We start from the raw sequence: 26559 nt of genomic DNA, 5'->3' as shown, positions 1-26559 counted from the left end.
GCCCTGGAGGTGACCCCGCCGTCCACCGACCTCCTGATGGGCCTGCCCTTCTTCCACACGAACGACGCGGGCCACCACGCGGCCGCAGAGCGTCTTCTCGTCGAAGGGCAGGTGACCGGCGAGCACCTGGTCGACGCGCTCGCGGTCGATCTCCTTGGTCCAGGTGCCGATCAGGACGGTGGCGACGGCGTTGCCCGCGAAGTTGGTCAGGGCGCGCGCCTCGCTCATGAAGCGGTCGATGCCGACGATCAGGCCGATGCCGTCCACCAGGGCGGGCTTGTGCGACTGGAGACCGCCGGCCAGGGTCGCGAGACCGGCGCCGGTGACACCGGCGGCGCCCTTCGAGGCGACGAACAGGAAGAGCAGCAGCGGGATCTGCTCGCTGACGGCCATCGGGGTGCCCATGGCGTCGGCGACGAACAGCGAGGCCATGGTCATGTAGATCATGGTGCCGTCGAGGTTGAAGGAGTAGCCGGTCGGGATGGTGATGCCGACCACGGGCTTGCTGACGCCCATGTGCTCCATCTTCGCGATGATCCGCGGCAGCGCGGACTCGGAGGAGGAGGTCGACAGGATCAGCAGGAACTCACGGCTGAGGTAGCGGAAGAGCGTGAGGATGTTCAGGCCCGCGACGATCCGGAGCAGCGTGCCGAGCACCACGAAGACGAACAGCAGACAGGTGACGTAGAAGCCGAGCATCAGGACCGCGAGGCTCTTCAGGGCGTCCAGGCCCGCGGAGCCGACGACGGCGGCCATCGCGCCGAAGGCGCCGATCGGGGCGGCCCACATCACCATCGCGAGGACCCGGAAGACGAGCCGCTGGATGTGCTCGACACCGCGCAGGATCGGCGCGCCGGCGTTGCCCATGGCCTGCAGCGCGAAGCCGCAGAGCAGGGCGATCAGCAGGGTCTGGAGGACCTCGCCGCCGGTGAAGGCGGAGACGAAGGTGGTCGGGATGATGCCGAGGAGGAACTCGGTGGTGTCCTTGGCCTCCGCGTCGACCTGGGCGTGGCCCGCGTCCTTGATCGCGTCGGTCACGGCGAGGCCGGTACCGGGCTCCAGGATGTTGCCGACGACCAGGCCGATACCCAGGGCGACCAGCGACATCACCATGAAGTACGCCAGCGCGATACCGCCGACGGCGCCGACCTTGGCGGCCTTGCGCACCGAACCGATGCCGAGCACGATCGTGCAGAAGATGATCGGCGAGATCATCATCTTGATCAGGTTCACGAAGCCGGTACCGATCGGCTTCAGCTCGACCGCGAAGTCCGGGGCGATCAGGCCGACGGCGATACCAATGGCGACCGCGACGATCACCGCGATGTAGAGATAGTGCGTGCGGTCCTTCTTGACCACGGGGGCCGTATCGGGGGTGCTGGCGGCCACGGCTGCCCTCCTTGACGTCTTCGTCGGTATGACCGGCGTGCGGCTCACGTCCGGGCTATGAGGAATGGGGTGACTATCTCCTGCCCTGTGAGGGCGGTCACCCTTCCGTTCATTTAGTTCACAATCGGCCAACGAGGCAGACTGACGACATGCGCATCCCCGTACCCGGACCCCGGAGCCTGGCGGGCCAGCTGTTCGCCATGCAGGCCGTGCTGATAGCGGTCGTCGTGGCCGGATACGCACTGTTCACCTATGTGAGCGACCGCGGCCAGGCGAAGGAGTCGGCGAGCAGCCAGGCCACCGCGGTGGCGCGGACCGTCGCCGACTCCCCCTCGGTGCGCGCGGCGATCCACACCGCCCACCCCACCGCCGAGCTGCAGCCGTACGCCCTGCGGGTGATGGCCGACGCGGAGGTCGACTTCGTCACGATCATGAGCCCGCGGGGCATCCGCTGGACCCACCCCGACAAGGACCAGATCGGCAAGCACTTCCTCGGCAACACCGAGCGCGCGCTGAACGGCTACACCTTCACCGAGACCTACAAGGGCACCCTCGGCTACTCCGTCCGCGCGGTCACCCCCATCTACGACGACGACCACCGCACGATCATCGGCCTGGTCAGCGCCGGCATCCAGGTCGAGAAGATCAGCAAACGGGTGCAGGGCCAGCTCACGGCCCTGCTCGGGGTCGCGGCGGGCGCGCTGGCACTGGGTGCCGTGGGGACGTACGTGGTCAACGCCCGGCTGCGCCGGCACACCCACAACATGAACGCCGCCGAGCTGAGCCGTATGCACGACTACCACCAGGCCGCCCTGCACGCCGTACGCGAGGGGCTGCTGATGCTCGACGGGCAGTACCGTGTCGCGCTGATCAACGACGGCGGACGGGAGCTGCTGGACGTAGGGGATGTGGTGGGCCGCTCGGTCGCGGACCTCGGACTGCCCGCACCGCTGACGGGGGCGCTCCTGGCGTCCGAGCCGCGGGTGGACGAGGTGCATCTGACGGCCTCACGCGTCCTGGTCGTCAACACCTCGCCGGTGTCGGGCGGGGAGCGCCGCGGCACGGTGGTCACCCTGCGCGATGTCACCGAACTCCAGTCCCTCATGGGAGAGTTGGACTCCGAACGCGGCTTCACGCAGGCGCTGCGCTCGCAGGCCCACGAGGCGGCGAACCGGCTCCACACCGTCGTCTCCCTGATCGAACTGGGCCGCGCGGAACAGGCGGTGGACTTCGCGACCGCCGAACTGGAGCTGGCGCAGGCCCTGACGGACCAGGTGGTGGCGGCGGTCGGCGAACCGGTGCTGGCCGCCCTGCTGTTGGGCAAGACGGCGCAGGCGAACGAACGGGGCGTGGAGCTGGTGGTGTCCGAGGAGAGCCGCCTGGACGACGGGCTGCTGCCTTCGTCGTTGCCCGCCCGGGACCTGGTGACGATCCTCGGCAACCTGATCGACAACGCGGTGGACGCGGCGCAGGGCAGCGTGCGGGCGCGCGTGACGGTGACGGCGTACGCCGATGCCGGGCGCTCGGAGCTGGTCCTGCGGGTGTCGGACACGGGCCCCGGGGTCTCCCCGGAGCACGCCGACGAGGTGTTCCGCCGCGGCTTCTCCACGAAGCCGGCGGGACCGGGCGGCCGGGGCCTCGGACTGGCCCTCGCCCGACAGGCCGTACAGCGGCACGAAGGGAGCGTGTCCGTGACGGAGGCGGAGGGCGGCGGGGCGGAGTTCGAGGTACGGCTGCCGTTGCGTACGACGGCCCCGCGCGAGCCGATGACGTCGAAGGGGGGCGCGTCGTGAACGACGTACCGCCCATCCGGGTGCTGGTGGTGGAGGACGATCCCGTCGCCGCGGACGCGCATGTCATGTACGTGGGCCGGGTGCCGGGGTTCGTGGCGGTCGGGAAGGCGCACACGGGGGCGGAGGCGCGGCGGATCCTCGACCGTACGGCGGTGGATCTGCTCCTCCTCGACCTGCACCTGCCCGATGTGAACGGCCTCCAGTTCGCCCGCTCGCTGCGGGCGGCCGGCCATCAGGCGGACGTGATCGCGGTGACGTCGGCGCGGGATCTGACGGTGGTGCGGGAGGGGGTGTCGCTGGGGGTCGTGCAGCACGTACTGAAGCCTTTCACCTTCGCGACCCTGCGGGACCGGCTGGTGCGGTACGCCGAATTCCGGGGCGCGGCGGGCGAGGCGAGCGGACAGGACGAGGTGGACCGGGCGCTCGCGGCTTTGCGTGCGCCGTCGCCTGCGGCGCTACCGAAAGGGTTGAGCGGGCCGACGCTGGAACGGGTGACGGGTGCCGTGCGGGACGCCGGCGAGGGACTCACCGCGGCGGGCGTGGCCGAGGCGGTGGGGATCTCCCGGATCACCGCTCGACGGTATCTGGAGCATTTGGTGGAGGCGGGGAGGGCTGAGCGGAAGCCGGTGTATGGGCAGGTGGGGAGACCGGAACTGGTTTATCGGTGGGTTCGGGGGAAGTGACGGACCGTAGGACCTTCAGTCAGCGGCCGACGCCCCCTTCGCGTACCACACCACCTGCGAGGCGAGCCCCACCACCGCCAGCGCCTCCAGCACCGACACCGCCACGAGCGCCCCACCCCCGTCGACGTCCGCCCAGAACACCACCAGCGCGGCCAGCGGCACGACACAGAACGCCGACAGATCGACGACCAGTTGGATCGCCTTACGAGACCTCCGCCGCGGATCTCCCCGATGCCCCGTCTCCCAGGCGAACGCCTCGAAGGAGCCGCCCGGTTGGGCCAACCCGGCAAGCTGCGGCCCGAGCGAGTCCCGCACGTACTTCCCGATCGCCGAGATCTTGTCGTCGTTGACGAGATAGGTCCACCCGAGCACGACACACACCGGCGGCAACGCGAGCAGCATCGACGTCCTCCCGGCCTGAGCCGCCGCCGCGATGACGGCGGCCACGACCGCGAGCGTCACGTACAGCAGGTTGTCCCGGAACCCGATCCGCGCCTTCTGCTCGTCCTTGAGGCTCTGGTACTCGACGAGCAGCAACTGCCCGACGGTGACGTTCTGTTCCGGCACTTCACTCTCCTCCCCCGGCGTACCTTATGAGTGTGCCGGAGACCGATCCCACCGTGGTGATCCTTACCGCCCTCGCCCTCGAATACGCGGCTGTCCGCAGCTACCTCACCGGCCGCGAGGAACTGGTCCACGAGGGGACCGGAACCCGTGTTGAGCGCGGACGCCTCGCAGGCACCAACTGGGCTGTCGCACTCGCCGAGTTGGGCGAGGGTGCGCTGAACACCGCCGCGCTCACCACCCAGCTCGTCTCCTGGCTGCACCCGCAGGCCGTCCTCTTCGTCGGAGTCGCCGGCAGCCTCAAGGACGACATCGGGATCGGGGACGTGGTCGTCGGCACCAAGGTGTACGCCCTCCACGGCGGCAAGCAGACCCCGAAGGGCTTCCTGGTCCGGCCCGAGGCCTGGCCGGGCTCGAACTCCCTTGTCCAGGCCGCCCGTTCAGCGGTCCGTGACATGCCGGACGTACGGGCCCACTTCAAGCCGATCGCCGCGGGTGACGTCGTCCTGGCGGACGCCCGGTCCGACATCGCCCGGCACCTGCGCGAGCACTACAACGACGCGGCGGCGATCGAGATGGAGGGCTCCGGCGCGGCCCACGCGGCCCATCTGAACGGCCAGGTGGACGCGTTGGTGATCCGCGGGATCAGCGACCGCGCCGACGCCGGCAAGCACGAGGCCGACGCCGAAGGCTCCCAGCGACGGGCCGCCGAACAGGCCGCCTCGGTCGCCGTGGAAGTACTGCGCAAGCACCGGGCCCGCACCGCTCGCCCGGAGGAGGAGCGCACGCGATACAGCGGCGACCACATCGACCTCCGCAACGGCACCTTCTACGGCACCGTCATCGGCAAGCAGACCGGGCCGCGGCGCTAGGACCTGTCCGGCGGATCATGCCGGCGTCGCGGGGCTGGGCACGCCTGTCTGCGGCGTTGCCGTCGGTTGCCGACTCCCCCACCGCCCCGCTCACCTGCGCCCACCAGAACCGCTGCTTGCAGCCGGCCTGATCCGCCGGACAGGCCCTAGCGACAGCGTCAGGCCGGTGTCCCGTACAGCTGCGCCGGATCTCCCGCCAGCGCCCCCTTCACAAACCGGCTCGGGTCGTCGACCAGGACCTCCAGCGCCCCCGCCGCCACCCCGTCGAGGCTGGCCCGTGCCACCTCCGCCGGGTCGATCTTCGGGGCGTCGCGGCCCGCCATCATGTCGGTGTCGGCGGCTCCCAAGTGGACGCCCTGCACCAGGATTCCCCGCCCGCCCAGCTCGACCCGCACCCCGTTCGTCATGTTCCACTCCGCCGCCTTGGCCACCGAGTAGGAGCCCGAGCCCTGGGGCGTGGCCACCCACGACAGCACCGAGAGGATGTTGACGATCGCTCCACCGCCCTCGGAGTCCAGGCGGAGAGCGAACGCCCGGATGACGCGGAGTGTGCCGAAGAGGTGGGTCTCCAGGTCCTGGCGGACGGCGTCCAGGTCCCCGGTCAGCAGCGCCGCACCCGTCGCGATCCCCGCGTTGTTCACCAGCAGGGTCACATCCCCCGCGGCCTCCGCCGCAGCCTCGATCGACCTCTCGTCCAGCAGGTCCAGGTGCAGGGGCGTGACCCGCGGGTCCGTCGCCTCGATCAACTCCGGTCGGCGCGCCGTCGCGTAGACCTTCTTCGCGCCCCGGGCCAGCAGCTCCTCGACGAAGCACCGGCCGATGCCACGGTTGGCCCCGGTCACGAGTGCGGTGGAACCTGCGATGTCCATAGGTGTCCCTTTCTGCGGGGGGGGGCGATGGTCCGCCGCCCATGGCGCTCACGCTAGAACTTGACGTTGACGTCAAAGGCAAGGAGCACCAATGCGCATCGGCGAACTCGCCGCCAGAGCCGGCGTAAGCACCCGCGCCCTGCGCTACTACGAGGAGCAGGGCCTCCTCCGCCCCCACCGCACCCCCAGCGGCCAGCGCACCTACGACCCCTCCGCCGTGGACCGCGTCGCCCTCATCCAGCAGCTCTTCACCGCCGGTCTCGGCAGCCGTCTGATCACCACCCTGCTGCCCGCCATCGACGCCAAGGACCTGGGCCCGGAGCTGCTGCGACGGCTGGTCGTCGAGCGGGCCCGTATCGAGGAGAAGGTCGGCGAACTCCAGGAGGCCGGCCGCCGCCTGGACCTGCTGATCGCCCTCGCCACGAACCCGGGCGCGCACGCCTGCCCGGCCTCACTCGGCGAAGAGCTCCCCAACACCCGACCCGCGCACACACATTGACCCGGCCGGACCACCCCACCTACCTTCACCGGGCACCCACCCAGGCCACAACGACGTGCGCCCGCAGGAGGTCATGCCCGTGCGCCCCACCGCCGCAACAACCGCCCTGCTCACCACCGTTCTCGCCGCCGCCACGACCCTCACCGCGTGCAGCGGCGGCTCCGGCAGCGACCCGGACACCGTGAAGGTCTCCTTCAAGCAGTCCACGGACAACTCGATCCACGTCATGGACGAGTACCTCGCGGACATCAAGAAGCAGTTCGAGAAGCAGCACCCCGGCAAGGAGGTCGAGTTCGTCCCCGTCAAGGCCCCGGACTCGGAGTACTACACCAAGCTCCAGCAGATGCTCCGCTCCCCCAAGACCGCCCCGGACCTCGTCTACGAGGACACCTTCCTCATCAACTCCGACATCACCAGCGGGTACTTGAAGCCGCTCGACGGCTACCTCGCCAAGTGGCCGGACTGGGCCCAGTTCATCGACACCGCCAAGACCGCGGCCAAGGGCCAGGACGGCAAGACGTACGGCGTCCCGGACGGGACCGACACCCGCGGACTCTGGTTCGACAAGGGGATCTTCACCAAGGCCGGCCTCCCCGCCGACTGGCAGCCGAAGACCTGGGACGAGGTCCTCGACGCGGCCCGCACCATCAAGCGCAGGGTCCCGGATGTCACGCCCCTCAACGTCTACACGGGAAAACCCGCCGGCGAGGCCGCCACCATGCAGGGCTTCGAGATGCTCCTGTACGGCACTGAGGACCGCCTCTACGACGACGCCTCCGGCAAGTGGCTCACCGCGGGGCAGGGCTTCGAGGACGCCCTGGGCTTCGTCGAGACCGTCTACCGGGAGAAGCTCGGGCCCGATGTCTCGACCGCCCTCGACCCCAACATCCAGACGATCGTCCGCGGCGACCTGCTGCCCAAGGGCAAGCTCGGGATCAACCTGGACGGCTCCTGGCTCCCGCAGGACTGGCTCGAAGGCAGCGGGCACGAATGGCCCGAGTGGTCGAGCAAGTTGGGCCTCGCCCACATGCCCACCCAGCACGGCCAGGCCCCCGGCAAGGTCAGCATGTCCGGCGGCTGGACCTGGTCGGTGCCGGCGAAGGCGGCCAACCCCGACCTCGCCTTCGAGTTCGTGAAGACCATGCAGACCAAGGCGAACGCGCAGAAGTGGTACATAGCCAACTCCGGTATCGCCGTACGCCAGGACGTCGCCGAGGACCCGGCCTACGTCAAGGCCCAGCCCGGCATCGAGTTCTTCACCGACCTCGTCGCCAGCACCCACTACCGGCCCGCCTACCCGGCGTACCCGAGGGTCTCCACCGCGATCCAGGAGGCCATGGAGGGCGTCACGACCGGCGACACGTCCGTCGAGGAGGCGGTCAAGGCGTACGACGACACCCTCAAGGACGTCACCGACGACCAAGTGACCCAGCGGTGAGCCCCGGCGCCCACGCCCCGGCCCGTTCCCTCCTCCGTGCCCTCCCCGTCACCCCCGCCGTGATCCTCCTCGCCCTCTTCCTCGCCGGCCCCATCGCCTACTGCGCCTACATCGCCTTCACCGACCTCCAGTTGACCGGTCAGGCCGAGTCCTCCTTCGTCGGCTTCGAGAACTTCCGGCGGGCCTTCGGGGACGAGGAGTTCCTCAACGCCGTATGGCTGACGCTGGTGTTCACCGTCATCTCCTCGCTCCTCGGGCAGAACACCCTGGGCCTGGCCCTCGCCTCACTCATGCGGCGCGCCTCGAAGCCGGTCCGCACGCTCACCGGCGGGATCGTGATCACGGCGTGGGTGCTGCCGGAGGTCGTCGCGGGGTTCCTCCTCTACGCCTTCTTCCGCAAGGAGGGCACCCTCAACGCGATCCTCGACGCCCTCCATCTCCCGCGCCAGAACTGGCTGTTCACGCTGCCCATCCTCGCCGTGTCCTTCGCGAACGTCTGGCGCGGCACCGCCTTCTCGATGCTCGTCTACACCGCGGCCCTCGCCGAGATCCCCCAGGAGATCACCGAGGCCGCCGAGGTGGACGGCGCGGGCGGCTGGCGCCGGATGTGGCACATCACCCTGCCGATGATCCGGCGCTCCATCGGCACCAACCTGATGCTCAACACCCTGCAGACGCTCTCGGTGTTCGGGCTGATCTGGGTGATGACGAGGGGCGGTCCCGGGGACCGGAGCCAGACCCTGCCGCTGTTCATGTACGAACAGGCCTTCCAGAACAGCATGATCGGGTACGGCACCGCGGTCGCCCTGCTTCTGCTGCTCGTCGGATCCCTGTTCTCCGTGGTCTACATGCGCCTGCTGAGGACGGAACTGTGAAGCACAGGTCACGACACCGCCTCGCCGCCGACGCCGGACTCCTCGCCCTCGCCGCCGCGTTCGTGCTCCCGCTCGCCTGGGTCCTGCTGTCCGCCTTCGACCCGCACGCCGACCTCAGGGTGAAGGTCCCGGACGGCCTCACGACCGCCAACTTCGACGCCGTCCTGACCGCCGACATCACCTTCACCCCGCTGCTCAACAGCCTGATCCTGTGCGGCGGGGCGACCGCGCTCACGGTGGCGTGCGCGGCCCTCGCGGCCTACCCGCTCTCCCGGTTCAGGTCCCGGCTGAACCGGCCGTTCCTGCTGACGGTCCTCTTCGCGACCAGTCTGCCCATCACCGCGATCATGGTGCCGGTGTACGCGCTGTTCGTCCGGGTCGACCTCATCGACACCCTCCAGGGCACGATCCTCTTCTTCGCCGCCTCCCAACTCCCGTTCGCCATCTGGCTGATGAAGAACTTCATGGACGGCGTGCCGAAGGAACTGGAGGAGGCCGCCTGGACCGACGGCGCGAACTCCCTCCAGTCGCTGATCAGGATCGTGCTCCCGCTGATGGGCCCGGGGGTCGCCGTCGTGACCGTCTTCTCCTTCGTCATGATGTGGGGGAACTTCTTCGTCCCCTTCATGCTCTTGCTGACGCCCGATCAGATGCCCGCGTCCGTCAGCATCAACGAGTTCTTCGGCAACCGCGGAATGGTCGCGTACGGCCAGCTCGCGGCCTTCTCCATCGTCTACTCGACACCGGTGATCCTGCTGTACGTGCTGATCGCCAGAAGACTGGGAGGAGGCTTCGCGCTGGGCGGCGCGGTCAAAGGCTGAGCCCCGCCCGAAAAGTCAGGACGGCAACACCCCGGGACGGAACGGCTCCACCCCCACCACCCGCCGCACCCTCACCGGCTCGATCAACAACATCACCCGGCGCTCCCCCGGCAGCAGCCACGGATACCGCTCCTCCCCGATGTACTTCCGGGTGAGCCGGTCCATCGACCGCTCCGCCTCCTCGCCCTCCACGAACCGGACGACCCGGCCCCGGATCTCGACGCGGTCGTAGGGGTTCTCCGGGTCGTGGTGGGAGAGGGAAACGTTCGGATTGCGCCGCAGGTTCTCCTCCTTCACCCGCCCCATCGCCGTGTTGACCATGACGTACTCACCTTCGAGATCCGCCCACATGGGCGAGACCTGCGGCGCTCCGTCCGGGCCGACGGTCGCGAGATGCCAGAAGTTCGGCGCCAGCAGCCGCTCGCGAATATGCCCCTCTACCTTGCCATTCACTTCATACACGAAGATCACGTCCCTTTCCGGCCACCCGCGCGAGCGTCCGGCGCCATCCTCGCCACCCGGCCCGCCCCGCCGACAGACGATCTTCGGCCAGGCCCGCTACCGGCCCGTAGCCGTAGATTCCTACAATCCGTATTCCTGGCCGAACTGACCGTAGTCACCGCCGTCGCGCTTCCCTAGTTTGTGGGCCGTGCGCCGCCCCCCAGCCTTGCCGAACCAGCCCGGACCGCCCTTCGACGCCGCCAACGCCCGCAGACTCCGGATCGCCCTCGCCATGGGGCCGGAGCATGTCGCCTACGGCATGCGGGTCTCCTACGGACTGCCCTACGTCACCCCGGATCTCGTGGTCGCGTGGGAGCGCGGGATCGTCTCGCCGACGAGTCCGGAACTGACCGCTCTCGCGGGGGTGTTGTGGTGCTCCCCCGGTGAACTCATCGGCCGCCCGCGCACCTTGCGCGAGCACCGCGTCGCGCGCGGCCTCGCCCCCGAGGACGTGGCCCGCGCGGTGGGGCTCGAACTCCTCATGTACCTGGGCATGGAGGAACTCGGCGAATGGCGCGGCACCGACCGCCAGTCCGCCGCGCTCGCCGAGCTGATGGACCTGAACCTGCCGGAACTCGTCGCCGTAGCGGGGCGGGAGCCGCGGCTCGCGGAGTATCTGCGCAACGCGGTCAGCACCCGCTGGCAGGCCTACGTCCGTCCGGTCGCCAAGCTGGTGCCGCTGGGCCGGCGTCTCCTGGAGGACACGCTCCAGGAGCTGCACCGGCAGTACCAGCGGCAGATGGTCGCGACCCTCAGCTGGGGCGGTGGCGCCGACGCCCCCGACGGCACGGCCGGGCAGGAGTTCCTCGACCGGATCGTGGACCGCTTCTGGGCGGCCGTCGAGAGTCACCCGTAGACACGGACCTGAAAGATCTAGAAGACCGACTCCGCCTCGTCCATCCGGTCCTTGGGGACCGTCTTCAGCTCGGTCACCGCCTCCGCGAGCGGCACCATCACGATGTCGGTGCCGCGCAGCGCGGTCATCCGCCCGAACTCCCCGCGGTGCGCGGCCTCGATCGCGTGCCAGCCGAACCGGGTGGCGAGGACGCGGTCGTACGCGGTCGGCACACCGCCGCGCTGCACATGGCCGAGGATGACCGGCTTGGCCTCCTTGCCGAGGCGCCGCTCCAGTTCGTACGCCAGTGCCGTACCGATGCCCTGGAAGCGCTCGTGGCCGAACTTGTCGATCTCGCCGGTGCCGTAGTCCATGGTGCCCTCGGCGGGGTGCGCGCCCTCCGCGACGCAGACCACGGCGAACTTCTTGCCGCGGGCGAAGCGCTCCTCGACCATCTTGACCAGGTCGGCCGGGTCGAAGGGCCGCTCGGGCAGGCAGATGCCGTGGGCGCCGGCGGCCATGCCGGACTCCAGGGCGATCCAGCCCGCGTGCCGGCCCATGACCTCGACGACCATGACGCGCTGGTGGGACTCGGCGGTGGTCTTGAGGCGGTCCATCGCCTCGGTTGCGACGCCGACCGCGGTGTCGAAGCCGAAGGTGCGGTCGGTGGAGGAGATGTCGTTGTCGATCGTCTTCGGCACGCCCACGACCGGGAGGCCGGCGTCGGAGAGCATGCGGGCCGCGGTCAGCGTGCCCTCGCCGCCGATCGGGATCAGCGCGTCGATGCCGAACTCGTGGATCATGTCGGAGGCGTTCTCGCACGCCTCGCGCAGCCGGTCGCGCTCCAGGCGGGAGGAGCCGAGGATGGTGCCGCCGCGGGCCAGGATGCCGCTCACGCTGTCCAGGTCGAGGGAGCGGTAGCGGCCGTCGAGGAGGCCGGAGTAGCCGTCCTCGAAGCCGATGACCTCGTCGCCGTAGTTGTCGACGGCGCGGTGCACGACCGACCGAATCACGGCGTTCAGGCCGGGGCAGTCGCCGCCTGCGGTGAGAACTCCGATGCGCATCGTGCTGTGTCTCCTGCTCGCTGTCGGTACCGGTGAGACCGTCCCAATTCTTCCACGTCCCCCGCGACACCGTCGCACCCCTGCTGGCGGGCGCCCCGTCCGGCGCCGGAGGTACCGTCGAGGGGATCGCGCCCGCCCAGGTGGGCGCGTCGGTGTCGGCAAGGAAACGGAGTGAGCAGGCGTGACCCGCAGCGTGTACGTGACCGGGATCGACCGGGGGGACGGCCGCCAGGTCGTCGAGCTGGGGATCATGGAGCTGCTGACCCGGCAGGTCGACCGGGTGGGGGTGTTCCGGCCCCTGGTCCACCACAGTCCGGACCGGCTCTTCGAACTGCTGCGCGCCCGCTACCGGCTCGCCCAGGACCCGGCCACCGTCTACGGCATGGACTACCACGAGGCGTCCGCGCTCCAGGCCGAGCGCGGCACCGACGAGCTGGTCTCGACCCTCGTCGACCGCTTCCACGTGGTGGCCCGCGACTACGACGTCGTCCTGGTCCTCGGCACCGACTTCGCCGACACCCAGCTCCCCGACGAGCTGTCCCTCAACGCCCGGCTCGCCAACGAGTTCGGCGCCTCGGTGATCCCGGTCGTCGGCGGCCGCGGGCAGACCACCGAGTCCGTGCTCGCCGAGACCCGCAACGCGTTCCGGGCCTACGAGAGCCTCGGCTGCGACGTCCTGGCGATGGTGACCAACCGGGTGGGCCGGGAGGACCGCGAGGAGATCGCCGGGCGGCTGTCCGGCCGGCTGCCGGTGCCCTGCTACGTCGTGCCCGACGAGCCCGCCCTGTCCGCGCCCACCGTCTCCCAGGTCGCCCAGGCCCTGGGCGCCAGGGTGGTCCTCGGCGACGACTCGGGGCTCGCCCGGGACGCCCTGGACTTCGTCTTCGGCGGGGCGATGCTGCCGAAGTTCCTGTCCGCGCTGACCCCCGGCTGCCTGGTGGTGACTCCGGGCGACCGCGCGGACCTGGTGATCGGCGCGCTCGCCGCGCACAGCGCCGGCACCCCGCCGATCGCGGGTGTGCTGCTGACCCTGAACGAGGTCCCGGGCGACGACATCCTCACCCTCGCCGCCCGCCTCGCCCCCGGCACCCCGGTCCTCTCGGTGCCCGGCAACAGCTTCCCCACCGCCGCCGAACTCTTCTCCCTGGAGGGGAAGTTGAACGCGGCCACGCCACGCAAGGCGGAGACCGCGCTCGGCCTCTTCGAGCGCTACGCCGACACCGCGGACCTCGCCCGCCGGTTCTCGGCACCGAGCAGCGACCGCCTCACGCCGATGATGTTCGAGCACAAGCTGCTGGAGACGGCCCGCTCCGACCTGCGCCGGGTCGTCCTGCCCGAGGGCACCGAGCCGCGCGTGCTGCACGCGGCCGAGGTGCTGCTGCGCCGGGGCGTGTGCGAACTGACCCTGCTCGGGCCCGTCGACCAGATCCGCAAGAAGGCCGCCGACCTCGGCATCGACCTCGGCGGCTGCCGGCTGATCGACCCGGCCACCAGCGAACTGCGCGACTCCTTCGCCGAGAAGTACGCGGCCCTCAGGGCCCATCGGGGCGTCACCGTCGAACTCGCCTACGACGTCGTCTCCGACGTGAACTACTTCGGCACGCTGATGGTCCAGGAGGGCCTCGCCGACGGCATGGTGTCCGGCTCGGTGCACTCCACGGCCGCGACGATCCGCCCGGCCTTCGAGATCATCAAGACCCGGCCGGACGCCTCGATCGTCTCGTCCGTGTTCTTCATGTGCCTCGCCGACAAGGTGCTGGTGTACGGCGACTGCGCCGTGAACCCCGACCCGGACGCCGAGCAGCTGGCCGACATCGCCATACAGTCGGCCGGCACCGCCGAGCAGTTCGGCGTGGAGCCGCGGATCGCGATGCTGTCGTACTCCACGGGTACGTCCGGTTCGGGCGCCGACGTCGACAAGGTCCGGCAGGCGACCGAGCTGGTACGGCAGCGGCGGCCCGACCTCAAGATCGAGGGGCCGATCCAGTACGACGCCGCGGTCGAGCCGAGCGTCGCCGAGACCAAGCTGCCGGGCTCCGAAGTCGCGGGCCAGGCCAGCGTGTTGATCTTCCCCGACCTGAACACCGGCAACAACACCTACAAGGCCGTGCAGCGTTCGGCCGGCGCGATCGCCGTCGGGCCGGTCCTCCAGGGCCTGCGCAAGCCCGTCAACGACCTGTCCCGGGGCGCGCTGGTCTCGGACATCGTCAACACGGTCGCCATCACGGCGATCCAGGCCCAGAACCCTACTGAGAAGGCTGCCCAGTTGTGAGCGCCACCCGCGTCCTCGTCCTCAACTCCGGTTCCTCGTCGCTGAAGTACCAGCTGCTCGACATGCGGGACGAAGGCCGGCTGGCGACCGGGCTCGTCGAGCGGATCGGTGAGCGGTCCTCGCGGCTGAAGCACACGCCCCGGGGTGGCGGCTCCCGGGAGTGGACCGGCCCGATCGCCGATCACGACGCCGCGCTGAAGGCCGTAGCGGAGGAACTGGCGAAGGACGGGCTCGGCCTGGACTCGCCGGAGCTGGCCGCCGTCGGGCACCGGGTGGTGCACGGCGGGCAGTCGTTCACCGAGCCGACCGTGGTCGACGACGCCGTGCTCGCCGAGATCGAGCGGCTCGTCCCGCTCGCCCCGCTGCACAACCCGGCCAACCTCACCGGGCTGCGCACCGCGCGGGCGCTGCGCCCGGACCTGCCGCAGGTCGCCGTGTTCGACACCGCGTTCCACACCACGATGCCGGAGCCGGCCGCGCGCTACGCGATCGACGTGGAGACCGCCGACGCGCACCGCATCCGGCGCTACGGCTTCCACGGCACCTCGCACGCGTACGTCTCCCGGGCGACGGCGAAGCTGCTCGGGAGGTCGCCGGACGAGGTGAACGTGATCGTGCTGCACCTGGGCAACGGCGCGTCCGCGTCGGCCGTGCGGGGCGGACGGTGCGTGGAGACCTCCATGGGGCTGACGCCGTTGGAGGGGCTCGTGATGGGTACCCGCTCCGGAGACCTGGACCCGGCCGTCATCTTCCATTTGATGCGTGTTGGCGGAATGTCCACGGACGAGATCGACACTCTTCTCAACAAGAAGAGCGGGTTGATCGGGTTGTGCGGGGACAACGACATGCGGGAGATCCGCCGGCGGATCGACGAGGGCGACGAACAGGCGAAGCTCGCTTTCGACATCTACATTCACCGGTTGAAGAAGTACATCGGCGCCTATTGCGCGGTGCTCGGCCGGGTCGACGCGATCGCGTTCACGGCCGGGGTCGGGGAGAACGCGGCGCCGGTGCGGGAGGCCGCCGTGGCGGGCCTGGAGGAGCTGGGACTGTCCCTGGACCCGGGGCTGAACGCCGTACGCGCGGACGAACCGCGGCTGATCTCGCGGGCGAACTCGCGAGTAACAATCGCGGTGGTGCCGACGGATGAAGAATTGGAAATCGCGACCCAGACTTACGCACTGGTCGGAGAGAACTGAGCGGACAACTGAGCACCCCTCCCCTCATTTGCGTCTTCCACCAGACGGAATATTCCGTAGCGAAACAAACCGATAGGATCGCCCCATGCGCCGTTCGAAAATCGTCTGTACTCTCGGCCCCGCGGTCGACTCCCACGAGCAGCTTGTCGCGCTCATCGAAGCCGGCATGAACGTGGCCCGCTTCAACTTCAGCCACGGCTCGCACGCCGAGCACCAGGGGCGGTACGACCGCGTCCGTGCCGCCGCCAAGGAGACCGGCCGGGCCATCGGTGTCCTCGCCGACCTGCAGGGCCCGAAGATCCGCCTGGAGACCTTCGCCGAGGGTCCGGTGGAGCTGGAGCGCGGTGACGAGTTCGTCATCACCGTCGAGGACGTCCCCGGTGACAGGACCATCTGCGGGACGACCTACAAGGGCCTGCCCGGCGACGTGTCCAAGGGCGACCAGATCCTCATCAACGACGGCAACGTCGAGCTGAAGGTCACCGAGGTCGAGGGCCCCCGGGTGAAGACGATCGTCATCGAGGGCGGTGTCGTCTCCGACCACAAGGGCATCAACCTCCCCGGCGCGGCGGTGAACGTCCCGGCGCTGTCCGAGAAGGACGTCGAGGACCTCCGCTTCGCGCTCCGCATGGGCTGCGACATGGTCGCGCTGTCCTTCGTCCGCGACGCCAAGGACGTGGACGACGTCCACCGCGTGATGGACGAGGAGGGCCGCCGGGTCCCCGTCATCGCCAAGGTGGAGAAGCCGCAGGCGGTGGAGAACATGGAGGACGTCGTGATGGCGTTCGACGCCGTCATGGTGGCCCGCGGTGACCTGGCCGTCGAGTACCCGCTCGAGAAGGTCCCGATGGTGCAGAAGCGCCTCATCGAGCTGTGCCGCCGCAACGCCAAGCCGGTGATCGTGGCGACCCAGATGATGGAGTCGATGATCACCAACTCCCGCCCCACCCGCGCCGAGGCCTCCGACGTGGCCAACGCGATCCTGGACGGCGCGGACGCGGTCATGCTGTCCGCCGAGTCCTCGGTCGGCGCGTACCCGATCGAGACCGTGAAGACGATGTCGAAGATCGTCGTCGCGGCCGAGCAGGAGCTGATGTCGAAGGGCCTGCAGCCGCTGGTCCCCGGCAAGAAGCCCCGCACACAGGGCGGTTCGGTCGCCCGCGCGGCCTGCGAGATCGCCGACTTCCTCGGCGGCCGCGGTCTGGTGGCCTTCACCCAGTCCGGCGACACCGCCCGCCGTCTCTCGCGCTACCGCGCGTCGCAGCCGGTCATCGCCTTCACCACCGACGAGAACACCCGCAACCAGCTCACCCTCAGCTGGGGCGTGGAGTCGCACGTGGTGCCGTTCGTGAACACCACGGACGAGATGGTCGACATGGTCGACCAGGAGATCGCCAAGATCAACCGCTTCAACCCGGGCGACATCGTCATCATCACCGCCGGCTCACCCCCCGGCGTCGCGGGCACGACGAACATGCTGCGGGTGCACCACATGGGCGGGGCACAGCAGTAGGCATCTGCCGTACGACGACGGAGGGCGCTCCCTGCTCGGCAGGGGGCGCCCTCGGTGTGTGTCACGGCAGTTCGGGGGCCAACCGCTCCCACGCCTGGACCTCGGCCCAGCGGGGGTGGTCCGCGAGGAGCGGGGCCAGCGACCGCACCGTGGCGAGCAAGCGCCGGATCATCCGAAGCGCCAGGACCCGCTCACGGTTGGGCAGAACCTCGTCCGGCTTCACGTCCCGCCACCACGCGGCCAGCCGGACGGCCTCCTCCACGGACATGGGCATGGCGGCGAGCGCGCGTTCCAGCAGAGTCTCGGGGTCGAGCAGCGCGACGCCCGCGCGCGGCCCCATGTGGTCCAGGAGCCAGGACCGCAGCCACAGGTCCCGCAGCAGCCACTCGTTGCGCTGCTCCCCGGTGGACCGCTCGGCAGCCGCGAGCAGCGCCGCCCACGCGTACCCGATCTCGCGCCACTGCTCGTCGGTCACCCAGGTCGGCCCGTCCGGATAGACCTGAAGCCGGGCGGCGAACTGTTGGGCCGCGGCCATCCACTGGCTCAGGTCCCCGTCGACCGTCGCGACGCCCGGCGCCGACCACCGACGCACATGCCCGTCGAGGTCGAGCCGGAACAAGTCGTCGAAGGGTCCGGTCACCCGAACCTCAGCTGGTTCCCTCGGTGACGTACTGGTGCATCCCCGGCACATGCAGCGTCCCGCCGTACTGCGCGGCCTGCTTGACCGTCACGTTCGTGAAGTAGATCAGCGGGATGTTCAGCGGCGGCGGACTGTCCGGGCTGAACGTGATCGGGATCAGCCCCAGCAGATTGCCGGAGATGCTCTCGGTGTACATCACCGTGTCGCCGTCCGTGATGGTGGACGTCGTGCCCTTGCCCGCCTGCACGTGGTAGGTCCGGCCGCGGTCGGTGACGAGCTGGTGCAGGTCGCCGATGTCGGTGCCGCCGGAGATGACGTACTTCAGCACCTTCTTGGTCTTGCCGCTCGCGGTCTTGACCTCGACGACGCCCTTGTAGTCGGCGCCCTTCAGCAGCAGCGAGCTGGCCTTCAGGGTCCAGGGGTCGTCCGCGACCGTCAGACCGCTCTCGGCGTCGCCCACGGCGTCCGTGGCGACCGGGCAGTCCTCGGGGTCGACGGCGTCGGCGCTGGAGCTCCCGGAGGGGCTCGGGGAGGCCGTGGCGTCGTCCGCCGCCTCCGCGGCCGCCTTGGTGGCCTCCGCGGCCGCCTTGACGGTGTCCTCGGTGGTCTTGGAGGTGTCCTCGGCCGCCTTCGACGCCGTGTCGGTGACCTTCTCGGTCGTCTCCTTGACGGTGTCCGACGCGCTGTCGGTGGTCGCGGAGTCCGACGCGGACGGCGACGGGCTCGCGGACGCCTCGTCGGACGACGAGCTGCTGCCGCCCGTGAGAACGTCGGTGAGCGCGTTGCCGATGTCCTCCAGGAGGTTGCTGTCCTTGCTCTCGGAGGCCGACGGGGTCGGCGTGGCGGTGCTGCCCGAGCCGGAGGAGGAGCTGGTCTCCTTGGTCGCGGAGGCGGACGGGGTCGGCGTGGGCGTGGCCGTGTCGTCGGAACCTGAATCCGACGAGCCTTCAGAGCCCGAACCGGTGGAGCCCGAGGAGTCGTTGTCCGAGGAGTCCGAGGAGTCCGAGGAACCCTTGGAGTCGTCCGACGCGCTCGCCGAAGCCGACGGCGAGGGGCTGGCCGAGGCCGAGGCGTCGTCGCCCTCCACCGCCGCGACACAGTCCTTGTACTCGTCCGCCGTGAGGCTCTTGGCGGTGGGCGTGTCGTCGGCCAGCGCGAGAGTCGGGGTGAACCCGAGGCCCATGAGCACCGCCGTGGGCATCGCCGCCATGGCTATCGCCCGCCCGGCCGGCACATGGAACCGGGTGAACAACGGCTTCTTCGGCGCGGCGTGCCGGGGCCCGGATCTGGCCTGCGCGACGACCGTGAGGCTCTCGCCGGACATCTCCTCAGCCGACACGGTGACCCCCGATGGCGTCGTCGCCGGCCCAGGCGTTCTCGGGCGTGCGGTCGGGTGCTCCGGTGGGGTCGGCACCGGGGTACGGCTCCTGGTACGACGTTCCGGGCTCGGCGGCGAAGCCGGGAGCCGGCTCCGCGGCACCCTCGCCCGCGGGTCCCTGGTCCGCGTCGTGTGCTCCCTCGGCCTCGGCCTTCGGCTTGCCCGGCGCCCACGAGACGGCGAGCGCGCCACCGATCAGCGCGAACAGGAAGCCCAGGATGAATCCGCCGATGTTGGAGACCACCAGGGACACCAGGGCGAGCACGATCGAGGCGACGCCGGCGAAGACGCGCGTGGCCTGCTGGAACCACATGGTCAGGCCCAGCGTGACGAGCAGTACGCCGATGATGAGGGAGCCGGCGCCCGCCGTGGTCGCCATGGCGATCGACATGGTGCCCAGCTTGAGGGTGGCGTACGGGAAGTATGCGATCGGCAGCCCGCCGAGCAACGTGAACAGGCCCGCCCAGAACGGCCGCGCGCCTCGCCAGGCACGGAATCGCAGGCGCAGCCGGGTGAAGGTCCCGGCGCTCTGGACCGGAGTCTCGGCACTCATGGAAAAAGCTCCCTGGATCCGGTGGAAGTACGTACCGGCGGCTCGGCCGTTGACCTGGAGAAGCCGGAAAGTCTCTGTCTGTGTGCGTGTCGTCCGACGCGGGCGCCGAGGCGGGCACGCGGGGCGGAGAAGCACCGGCTTCCCCGCCCCCTCAGCAACTCAGCTGTCCTGGATCGCTTCCCACGGCCTCAGCCGTCAGAAGCACTCCATGCTGGCGCTCGTGCCGAGGCGCATCTTCAGGCCGCTGAGCTGGAAGGTGCCGGCCGTGGTGGCCCACGCGGTCTGCTTGACGTCGGTCAGGTCGGCCGACTCCGCCTGCTGTGCGAAGCCGCCCGGCAGCACGCTCGTGTCCTTGACCTCCGGACCCTTGCCGCCCTTGCTCGCGGCGGTGTCCTGAGCGGCAACACCGATGTCGATGTTCTTGAACGTCGCGTCGGCGTCGAGCTGGGCGACGTCGATGTAGAGGTTCTCGGCCTTGACCTTGTGGTCGGCGTCCGGACCCGCCTCAAGACGAAGGTAGATCGTCTTGCCTATGAGCGGGACCTCGGTCTTGACCGACTGGCACATGTTCGTGATCTGAGCCGTCTTGAACGACGAGATCGCGACCGGGTGCACAGCGCCCTTGGTCTTGCCGTCGGTCGACGTGTAGCCGGTGTCGATGCCGCCGTACTGGGCGAAGCCCTGACCCTCGAGGTGTCCGGCGGACACCTTGAACTCCTGGCCGGAAACGCTGAACGACGCGGCGAGCGCACCCTGCGCCAGCCCGACACCCACCGCCGCGGCCGCGGCGACGCTGGGCACCATGACCACAGCGAACCGCTTCCATCTGGTCCCGCCACGCACCTGGGACTCCATATTTCCTCCTTCTCGGACGTACATCTCCGGCCCTGACTGCCCCTGTCGAAAGGACGGCTCAGCCGGGCAGGGATGGGAGAAGTGCTACGTCCTCGGGAAGGAGAGCGCCTGTCCTCGGAGGCGCGAACCGCGCACCGATCACCGGCGATCACCCCCGAGCGACAACCACTGGTCGCGCCTGACACGCATCACGCACAACCTTGCTGGACAGGCTCCGCCGAGTCGGCGAAGACCCCCCTGTCCAAGAGCCGGCGCCACTGCCGCCGGCTCTGCTCGGTGGGGACCCAGAGGCTCCCGCGACCCGACCGGCTGTCGGGATACGGGAATGGACCGAGCGTCGCCGATCGTGGTGCATTCTCGCCGCCCGCACAAGGGGCTTCGTTACTCGGTAGTAACGGCCGGATAACCGAACAACGACCCGCTGGTCTCGGACGACGACACAGGGTGGCAGAGAGGCGGGTGACAAAGCGGTTGATCGATGGACAGAATCCGACAGATCAACGGCCCTGACTTACTGGAAGTAACAGCGGCCGCGATTACCAAGTTTTGGTAAAGCGCGGCCGCACCTGTGCCCGATCGGCAAATCTTTCACTCGGGCATCACATGGCGTCATGTTTAGCGACTGGTCAGAACCGGGCCGTCGCCCCGCTCGTGCGTTCGGCTCAGAACAGCGCCCGCGCCAGCGCTCTGCGCGCCGCCGCCACCCGCGGATCGTCCGCGCCGACGACCTCGAACAGCTCCAGCAGCCGCAGCCGTACGGCGTCCCGGTCGTCCCCCGCCGTCCGCTTCACGGTGTCGATGAGCCGCCCGAACGCGTCCTCGACATGGCCGCCCACCAGATCCAGGTCGGCGGCGGCGATCTGCGCCCGCGCGTCCCCCGGCTTCTCGGCCGCGTCCCTGCGCACCTGCTGCGGGTCCACGCTCGACACTCGGCCCAGCAACTCGGCCTGCGCGAGCCCCAGTTTGGCCTCGCTGTTGCCCGGGTCCTCACTCAGTACGTTCTTGTACGCCTGCACCGCGCCCCCGAAGTCCCCCGCGTCCAGCGCGTGTACGGCGGCCTCCAGCAGGGCGTCGTACGGCCCCGCGGGAATGGGAGCCGCCTCGGCGACGGCACCCGGCGCGGCGTCCGGGTCGACGGTGAGGCCGGTGAGCCCGAAGCGCTGCTCGGCGACCTGCACCAGCTGGTCCAGGGTCTGCTGGATCTGCTCCTTGCCGGCGGCCCCCTGGAAGAGCGGCAGGGCCTGACCGGCGACGACGGCGAAGACGGCCGGGATGCCCTGCACCCCGAACTGCTGCATCAGCATCTGGTTGGCGTCGACGTCGATCTTGGCGAGGAGGAGGCGGCCGTTGTACTCGACGACGAGCTGTTCGAGGACCGGGCTCAGCTGCTTGCAGGGCTCGCACCACTCGGCCCAGAAGTCGATGACGACCGGGACCTCGGTGGACCGCTGGAGGACCTCGCGCTCGAAGCCCGCCTCGTCGACGTCGATGACGAGATCGGCCGGGGAGACGGCTCCGGTGCCGCCACCCTGCCGGGCCGCTTCGGCGCGCGCCTGCTCCGCCTTCGCCTTGGCCTCCTGGGCCGCCTTCACCGCGGCGAGGTCGACGACACCGCTCATGGACATGTTCCGTGGCTGCATGCGTCTATCCTCCCCCGTCCGCCCGCGTCTGTGAAAAGCGGTGTGAAAGCCGTTCGTTCCCGTGGTCGTCGGCGCCGGGTCCCCACCCCACGCCGTGTGATGCGTCACTCGCGTACGTCTGTCACGAGCTTTCGCTACGAGTCGTAGCGTAATGGCACCGAGTGCCTCCCCGACACCCCTACCCGGTGATCTCCCTCACTGCGCCACAAGAACCGCCGGTTATGGTCGACGGATGCAGAGCCGCACCCCCGCCCCACGGGCCACAGGGCGCCCGCGCAGCGCCGCCGCGGACACCGCGATCCTCGCGGCGACCCGTCAGGCGCTGGTGGAGCTGGGCTGGTCGAAGCTCACCCTGGGCGACGTGGCGATGCGCGCGGGCGTCGCGAAGACGACCCTCTACCGCCGCTGGGCCGGCAAGAACGAACTCGTCGTCGACGCTGTCGCCGAACTCTTCGACGAACTCGAACTCCCCGACAGCGGCACCCTCGCCGCCGACATCGAGGGCGTGGTCCTCCAGTTCGCGTCGATCCTGGCCCGCCCGGAGGCCAAGAGCGGCCTGATGGCCGTCGTCTCGGAGTCCATCCGCGACGACGCCCTGCGCGAACGCATCCGCTCCTCGATCGTCGAACGCCAGAAGCGCCTGGTCCTGGAGGGCCGGGCCCGGGCCCAGGCACGCGGCGAACTCCCCCCGGAGACAGACCCGTCGGAGTCCGCCCGCACCGCGGACCTCATCTTCGACATCGTCGCGGGGGCGGTCGTCCACCGCTGCCTGGTGAGCTCGGAACCGGCCGACGCGGAGTGGGTGCACAGCCTGACTCGGGTACTGCTGCTGGGACTTGCGGGAGCGGCTTCCGAAACGGGCGAGCCCGCGTAGTCAAAACGTAATAGGGAAAGCCGCATTCCGTCGGTAAGATCCTTCCACCGATGCCCGCTGCCGCATATTGCGACAAGTGTCAGGAAGAAAAATGAGACTCCGAAAGGCCCTTCCGGTGGTCGCCGCACTGCCGGCCCTGTTGTTGATATCCGCGTGCAGCGGGGATTCCGACGAAACGGCCGAAAAGAAGGCGTCGCCGACCACGAAGAGCTCGCCGACGAGCGCCGCCGAGAAGGCGGAGGCGGAGGCGAAGCGCATCGGGGCGATGGACCCGGCGTCGCTGGAGAAGTCGACGATCTCCGGGAAGAACGCGGGCTTCGAGTTCAAGAAGGTGTCCGAGGCGGACGCGCTCGCGGGCCAGGACATGGAGGCCGACAAGGCCGAGTGCCAGCCGATCGCGAGCCTCGCCGGGGGCTACACCCACATCAAGGCGGTCAGCGTCGAACACCGCTCGCTGCAACCGTCCGAGGCGAAGAACGCCACGATCGGCTCGATGTGGCTGGCCTCCCACTCCGAGGAGAACGCCGAGCGGGTCATGACCGACCTGCGCACGTCTCTGAAGAAGTGCGCCAAGGGCTTCAAGACGCTGGGGCTCACGTACAAGGACGTCAAGCAGCTCAAGGACCCGTCCCTCGGGGACGACGCGGTCGGCTACCGCATCACGAACGTCGTGAACAAGCAGTCCGTGACGATGACGTACACCATCGTCCGCAAGGGCGGGGTGATCGCGGCGTTCTACGGCCTCAACATGCTGACGCCGGAGAAGAGCGCGATTCCGGAGGCGACGATCAAGGCGCAGTTGGAGAAGCTGGACTGACAACAGAATTCCGAAACGAAGGGGCTTCCCCGGTGCTCTGTGCACCGGGGAAGCCCCTTTCCTATTCGCTCAGCTGACGTGCCCCGATTCCACCGGGTACTCCGGCGGCCAGGGCTTGCTCGCGTCGTACAACGACGTCCGGTCCACCATCAGCTTGTACTCCGCCTCCCGCCAGGACGGGTGGCCGCCGACGACGAAGCTGTCGCCGTCCCGTTCCAGCATCCAGGTGTATTCGGCGTCCTCCGCCGGAATGCCGTGCCGTTCGCTGAGCACGGCGAACTCCTCGGCGGCCGCCCGTCGGATGTGGAGCCCGTTTCCGTAGAAAGGCTTCAGGAGCATCAGTTCCACATGCCCGATGTAGACCTCGACCCTCGTCGTGGTCCGGTCCTCGGGCAGGGCCTCACTGGTCAGGAAGAGCTGGCGGTGCGAGGGGTTGAACCCGCTCACTTTGAAGAGCCGCCCCTCTCGGACGAAATCCGTCATGACCACTCTTTCCTTCTCACTCGTCGGGCACCAGCTCTCCCGGCTTTCCGTTGATGTCGGGGTACCTGAAGCGCTCAGGCTTGACGACGTCGTACTCCTTTGTCTCGGGGTTCCACATGCGCCACTCGATGGACCTCCAGTTACGCTCCCCCAGCCGGACTGCCGTACGGAGTTTGATCATCTCCCAGGCGGTTCCGTATCCGTCGGCCTGGATGAGCGCCCAGTCGCTGCTCGTGATCGTCTCCCCTCGTGTCAGAAGCAGGCTCAGCGCCTCGTTGGGGTCCCTTGTGCCGAGACCGTCCAGGGACACCGTGATCTTCACGTTGGGGTTGATCACTGCCCGCTCCACACCCACCGTCCAGATGGCGCGCACCCCCAGGCCCATGCTTGCGGGCAGTTCGGTGGCGTACGGCTTGCCGTTGAAGGTCTGACCGCCGACGACGCCGGCCAGGTTGTCTGAGCCGGGCCTGTCCGGGCCGGCGTTGACGCCGAGGACGATGTGATCACCGTCCTTCACGAGATCCTTGAGGACCTTCTGGCACTCCTTGACGATCTCGTCGTCGGACGACGCCGCCATGACGGAGTACGACGCGACCTTCAAGGTCGCGGTGTCCGCCACCTCGCACGCCACGCCGACCCGCTGGAAGATCTTGCGGATGATGCCCTGGACGGCGGCCTCCGTCAGACCCATGGTGCGGAGCGCGTGGAAGGCGTCGATGAATCCGACGCCCGTCTTGATGGCCGCGTCCATCGCCATCACCGCGGCCTTCGCCGTCCGGAAGATCACGCCCGCGACGAACCAGCTGGCCGCCCAGGCGCAATCGCCCCAGCTGCCGCCGGACAGACCCGGGGTCATCAGCTTGGCGCAGCCGATGAAGTCCCCGAGGAGGATGTCGATCGGGTCGATGCCCGCGTTGAACTCGGTCATCGACAGCGTGTGGCTGAGCCTCTTCGTCTCCGCCTCGGTCACCTCGGGGCCGAGGTAGAGCGTGTCGGCGGCCGGGCAGGTGCCCGTGAAGGACTCCGACAGGCACATGTACAGCTCGACGTGCGACCTGTACGTGACGTCCGCCGTGATCGTGCAGTCACCGATGTGGATGATCGGGTTGCAGTTGTCCTTGTCGACGTTCGCCGGGTCACCGATGTACTCGATGTGGTCGAGCACCGCCCACACACCGTCGATGCCGGTGGTGACACCTTGCTGAATCTGCTCGCCGCTGCCGGCGGACTCGGTGCGGTCCGCCGCGGCCTGGGCCTCCTCGGCCGCGTCACGGGCGCCCGCGGCGGCCTTCTCGGCGGCGGTCGCGTCGATCTCAGCCTTGTCGGCGGCGGTACGGGCGGCGGCCGCGTCGGCCTCCGCCTGGGTGGCGACCTCGCGGGCGTGGGCCGCGTCGTGCTCCGCCTCCGTCGCCGCGTTGTCGGCGGCGGCGGCGTCCGTCTCGGCGTCGTTCGCCGCCCAGTTCGCCGCCAGCGCGTCCTCACCGGCCGACATCGCGTAGCCGTCGGCACGGGTCGCCGACGCCTGCGCGGCCTTGGCGTCGGCCGCGGCCTGGTTGGCCGAGGCCTGCGCCCGCTGGTACGCCTTGGCGGCGCGCAGCGCGTCGGCGGCAGCAGCGGCCGACGCCTCCAGGGCCAGCTTCATGTCGGCCGCGGCCTGCGCCGCGAGGGCCTTCGCCTCGGCCGAGAACTCCTCGGCGAGACCGGCCGTGGCAGCCGCGGCGGCCGCCTGCTGCTGGGCCACCGTCAGGGACGACTGCCCCGTCAGGACCGCGAACGCGGCGGAGCTGTCCTCCTGCTGGTAGGGCGTGCCGAGGGCGATCGCCTCCTGCGCCGGCCGGGTCGCGGCGGCGGCGGAGTCGCGGGCCGCGAGCGAGGACGCCACGGCAGCCTGGGCCTTGCCGGCGGTCACCGCCGCCCAGTTCGCGGTCTGCTGCGCCTCGGAACGGGCGGCCGCGGCCTCTGTCTTGGCGATCTTGGCCGCCGCGTTCGCCTTGTCGGACTCCGCCTTGGCGCCCTTCGCGTCGGCCGCGGCCGCCTCGAAGCCCGGCGACACCACCATGAACTCGTACGGCACCCAGGTGCCCGCCAACCCCGACACCGGCGCCTCGACGAGCGGCACGGTCAGCGTCATC

At 69.7% G+C, this 26559-nt stretch carries 25 protein-coding genes; 13 read left to right on the top strand and 12 right to left on the bottom strand.

Annotated elements, in window-relative coordinates; genetic code table 11:
• A partial coding sequence (locus tag ABZ896_RS40170; RefSeq protein ID WP_360940207.1) for a cation:dicarboxylase symporter family transporter occupies positions 1-1389 on the bottom strand: 1389 nt, incomplete at its 3' end.
• Positions 1390-1538: 149 nt separating this feature from the next.
• Here ABZ896_RS40170 and ABZ896_RS40165 point away from each other — a divergent pair.
• Both ABZ896_RS40165 and ABZ896_RS40160 read left to right on the top strand, forming a co-directional pair.
• On the top strand, positions 1539-3182 hold the full coding sequence (locus tag ABZ896_RS40165; RefSeq protein ID WP_360940205.1) for a sensor histidine kinase: 1644 nt from the start codon (positions 1539-1541) through the stop codon (positions 3180-3182).
• Positions 3179-3865: a response regulator gene (locus ABZ896_RS40160; RefSeq protein ID WP_360940203.1), complete on the top strand. Its 687-nt coding sequence runs from the start codon at positions 3179-3181 to the stop codon at positions 3863-3865. The genes ABZ896_RS40165 and ABZ896_RS40160 overlap by 4 nt, the downstream gene beginning before the upstream one ends.
• Positions 3866-3880: 15 nt before the next feature.
• Here the strand turns inward: ABZ896_RS40160 and ABZ896_RS40155 are convergent, their stop codons facing one another.
• Positions 3881-4432, bottom strand: a complete 552-nt coding sequence (locus ABZ896_RS40155) for a hypothetical protein (protein WP_360940201.1) — start codon at positions 4430-4432, stop codon at positions 3881-3883.
• A gap of 26 nt (positions 4433-4458) precedes the next feature.
• Here ABZ896_RS40155 and ABZ896_RS40150 point away from each other — a divergent pair, with 26 nt between their 5' ends.
• Positions 4459-5301: a 5'-methylthioadenosine/S-adenosylhomocysteine nucleosidase gene (locus ABZ896_RS40150; protein ID WP_360940199.1), complete on the top strand. Its 843-nt coding sequence runs from the start codon at positions 4459-4461 to the stop codon at positions 5299-5301.
• Between the two features lie 158 nt (positions 5302-5459).
• Here the strand turns inward: ABZ896_RS40150 and ABZ896_RS40145 are convergent, their stop codons facing one another.
• The gene (locus ABZ896_RS40145; protein WP_360940197.1) at positions 5460-6170 is read right to left on the bottom strand and encodes an SDR family oxidoreductase; all 711 of its coding nucleotides are present in this window, start codon (positions 6168-6170) and stop codon (positions 5460-5462) included.
• A gap of 91 nt (positions 6171-6261) precedes the next feature.
• On the opposite strand from ABZ896_RS40145, the gene ABZ896_RS40140 reads away from it, so the two are divergent.
• The 4 genes from ABZ896_RS40140 to ABZ896_RS40125 all read left to right on the top strand — a co-directional run bounded on the left by ABZ896_RS40140 (position 6262) and on the right by ABZ896_RS40125 (position 9803).
• Positions 6262-6669 carry a MerR family transcriptional regulator gene (locus ABZ896_RS40140; RefSeq protein WP_360940195.1) on the top strand — a complete coding sequence of 136 codons (408 nt, stop codon included), beginning with the start codon at positions 6262-6264 and terminating at the stop codon, positions 6667-6669.
• Positions 6670-6742: 73 nt separating this feature from the next.
• The gene (locus ABZ896_RS40135) at positions 6743-8107 is read left to right on the top strand and encodes an extracellular solute-binding protein (RefSeq protein ID WP_360940193.1); all 1365 of its coding nucleotides are present in this window, start codon (positions 6743-6745) and stop codon (positions 8105-8107) included.
• Positions 8104-8982 carry a sugar ABC transporter permease gene (locus tag ABZ896_RS40130; RefSeq protein WP_360940191.1) on the top strand — a complete coding sequence of 293 codons (879 nt, stop codon included), beginning with the start codon at positions 8104-8106 and terminating at the stop codon, positions 8980-8982. Before ABZ896_RS40135 ends, ABZ896_RS40130 begins: the two co-directional genes overlap by 4 nt.
• A complete protein-coding gene (locus tag ABZ896_RS40125) occupies positions 8979-9803 on the top strand; it encodes a carbohydrate ABC transporter permease (RefSeq protein WP_360940189.1) in 825 nt (274 codons plus the stop codon). Before ABZ896_RS40130 ends, ABZ896_RS40125 begins: the two co-directional genes overlap by 4 nt.
• Before the next feature lie 15 nt (positions 9804-9818).
• Here the strand turns inward: ABZ896_RS40125 and ABZ896_RS40120 are convergent, their stop codons facing one another.
• Positions 9819-10274, bottom strand: a complete 456-nt coding sequence (locus tag ABZ896_RS40120; protein WP_360940187.1) for a PPOX class F420-dependent oxidoreductase — start codon at positions 10272-10274, stop codon at positions 9819-9821.
• Positions 10275-10452: 178 nt separating this feature from the next.
• Here ABZ896_RS40120 and ABZ896_RS40115 point away from each other — a divergent pair, with 178 nt between their 5' ends.
• Positions 10453-11160 (top strand): helix-turn-helix transcriptional regulator, encoded by a 708-nt coding sequence (locus tag ABZ896_RS40115; RefSeq protein ID WP_360940185.1) that lies wholly within the window; start codon positions 10453-10455, stop codon positions 11158-11160.
• A 17-nt stretch (positions 11161-11177) separates the two neighbouring features.
• Here the strand turns inward: ABZ896_RS40115 and ABZ896_RS40110 are convergent, their stop codons facing one another.
• The gene (locus ABZ896_RS40110) at positions 11178-12203 is read right to left on the bottom strand and encodes an ATP-dependent 6-phosphofructokinase (protein ID WP_360940183.1); all 1026 of its coding nucleotides are present in this window, start codon (positions 12201-12203) and stop codon (positions 11178-11180) included.
• Positions 12204-12384: 181 nt separating this feature from the next.
• Here ABZ896_RS40110 and pta point away from each other — a divergent pair, with 181 nt between their 5' ends.
• From pta to pyk, 3 genes are all read left to right on the top strand, one after another.
• Positions 12385-14475 (top strand): phosphate acetyltransferase, encoded by a 2091-nt coding sequence (pta, locus tag ABZ896_RS40105; RefSeq protein ID WP_360940181.1) that lies wholly within the window; start codon positions 12385-12387, stop codon positions 14473-14475.
• Positions 14472-15674, top strand: coding sequence for an acetate kinase (locus ABZ896_RS40100; protein WP_360940179.1), 1203 nt, complete (start codon positions 14472-14474; stop codon positions 15672-15674). Before pta ends, ABZ896_RS40100 begins: the two co-directional genes overlap by 4 nt.
• Positions 15675-15759: 85 nt before the next feature.
• Positions 15760-17187 carry a pyruvate kinase gene (pyk, locus tag ABZ896_RS40095; RefSeq protein WP_360940177.1) on the top strand — a complete coding sequence of 476 codons (1428 nt, stop codon included), beginning with the start codon at positions 15760-15762 and terminating at the stop codon, positions 17185-17187.
• 61 nt (positions 17188-17248) lie between these two features.
• On the opposite strand, the gene ABZ896_RS40090 is transcribed toward pyk, so the two are convergent.
• The 5 genes from ABZ896_RS40090 to ABZ896_RS40070 form a co-directional block, all read right to left on the bottom strand.
• The gene (locus ABZ896_RS40090) at positions 17249-17827 is read right to left on the bottom strand and encodes a hypothetical protein (RefSeq protein WP_360940175.1); all 579 of its coding nucleotides are present in this window, start codon (positions 17825-17827) and stop codon (positions 17249-17251) included.
• Between the two features lie 7 nt (positions 17828-17834).
• Positions 17835-19151 (bottom strand): hypothetical protein, encoded by a 1317-nt coding sequence (locus ABZ896_RS40085; protein WP_360940173.1) that lies wholly within the window; start codon positions 19149-19151, stop codon positions 17835-17837.
• Positions 19152-19155: 4 nt separating this feature from the next.
• Entirely contained in the window at positions 19156-19758 is a 603-nt protein-coding gene (locus ABZ896_RS40080; protein ID WP_360940171.1) for a DUF6114 domain-containing protein, read from the bottom strand.
• A 195-nt stretch (positions 19759-19953) separates the two neighbouring features.
• The gene (locus ABZ896_RS40075) at positions 19954-20613 is read right to left on the bottom strand and encodes a DUF6230 family protein (protein ID WP_360940169.1); all 660 of its coding nucleotides are present in this window, start codon (positions 20611-20613) and stop codon (positions 19954-19956) included.
• A 662-nt stretch (positions 20614-21275) separates the two neighbouring features.
• A complete protein-coding gene (locus tag ABZ896_RS40070) occupies positions 21276-22253 on the bottom strand; it encodes a tetratricopeptide repeat protein (RefSeq protein WP_360940167.1) in 978 nt (325 codons plus the stop codon).
• Positions 22254-22485: 232 nt separating this feature from the next.
• On the opposite strand from ABZ896_RS40070, the gene ABZ896_RS40065 reads away from it, so the two are divergent.
• Both ABZ896_RS40065 and ABZ896_RS40060 read left to right on the top strand, forming a co-directional pair.
• Complete coding sequence (locus ABZ896_RS40065; protein ID WP_360940165.1) at positions 22486-23127, top strand: TetR/AcrR family transcriptional regulator; 642 nt, start codon at positions 22486-22488, stop codon at positions 23125-23127.
• 91 nt (positions 23128-23218) lie between these two features.
• On the top strand, positions 23219-23944 hold the full coding sequence (locus ABZ896_RS40060; protein ID WP_360940163.1) for a hypothetical protein: 726 nt from the start codon (positions 23219-23221) through the stop codon (positions 23942-23944).
• A gap of 69 nt (positions 23945-24013) precedes the next feature.
• Here the strand turns inward: ABZ896_RS40060 and ABZ896_RS40055 are convergent, their stop codons facing one another.
• Both ABZ896_RS40055 and ABZ896_RS40050 read right to left on the bottom strand, forming a co-directional pair.
• Positions 24014-24427, bottom strand: a complete 414-nt coding sequence (locus ABZ896_RS40055) for a hypothetical protein (protein ID WP_360940161.1) — start codon at positions 24425-24427, stop codon at positions 24014-24016.
• Between the two features lie 16 nt (positions 24428-24443).
• A partial coding sequence (locus ABZ896_RS40050) for a polymorphic toxin type 27 domain-containing protein (RefSeq protein WP_360940159.1) occupies positions 24444-26559 on the bottom strand: 2116 nt, incomplete at its 5' end.

The sequence above is a fragment of the Streptomyces sp. NPDC047072 genome (assembly GCF_040643855.1).
Classification (GTDB): domain Bacteria; phylum Actinomycetota; class Actinomycetes; order Streptomycetales; family Streptomycetaceae; genus Streptomyces.
This window is presented reverse-complemented; position numbering and strand designations above follow the sequence as displayed.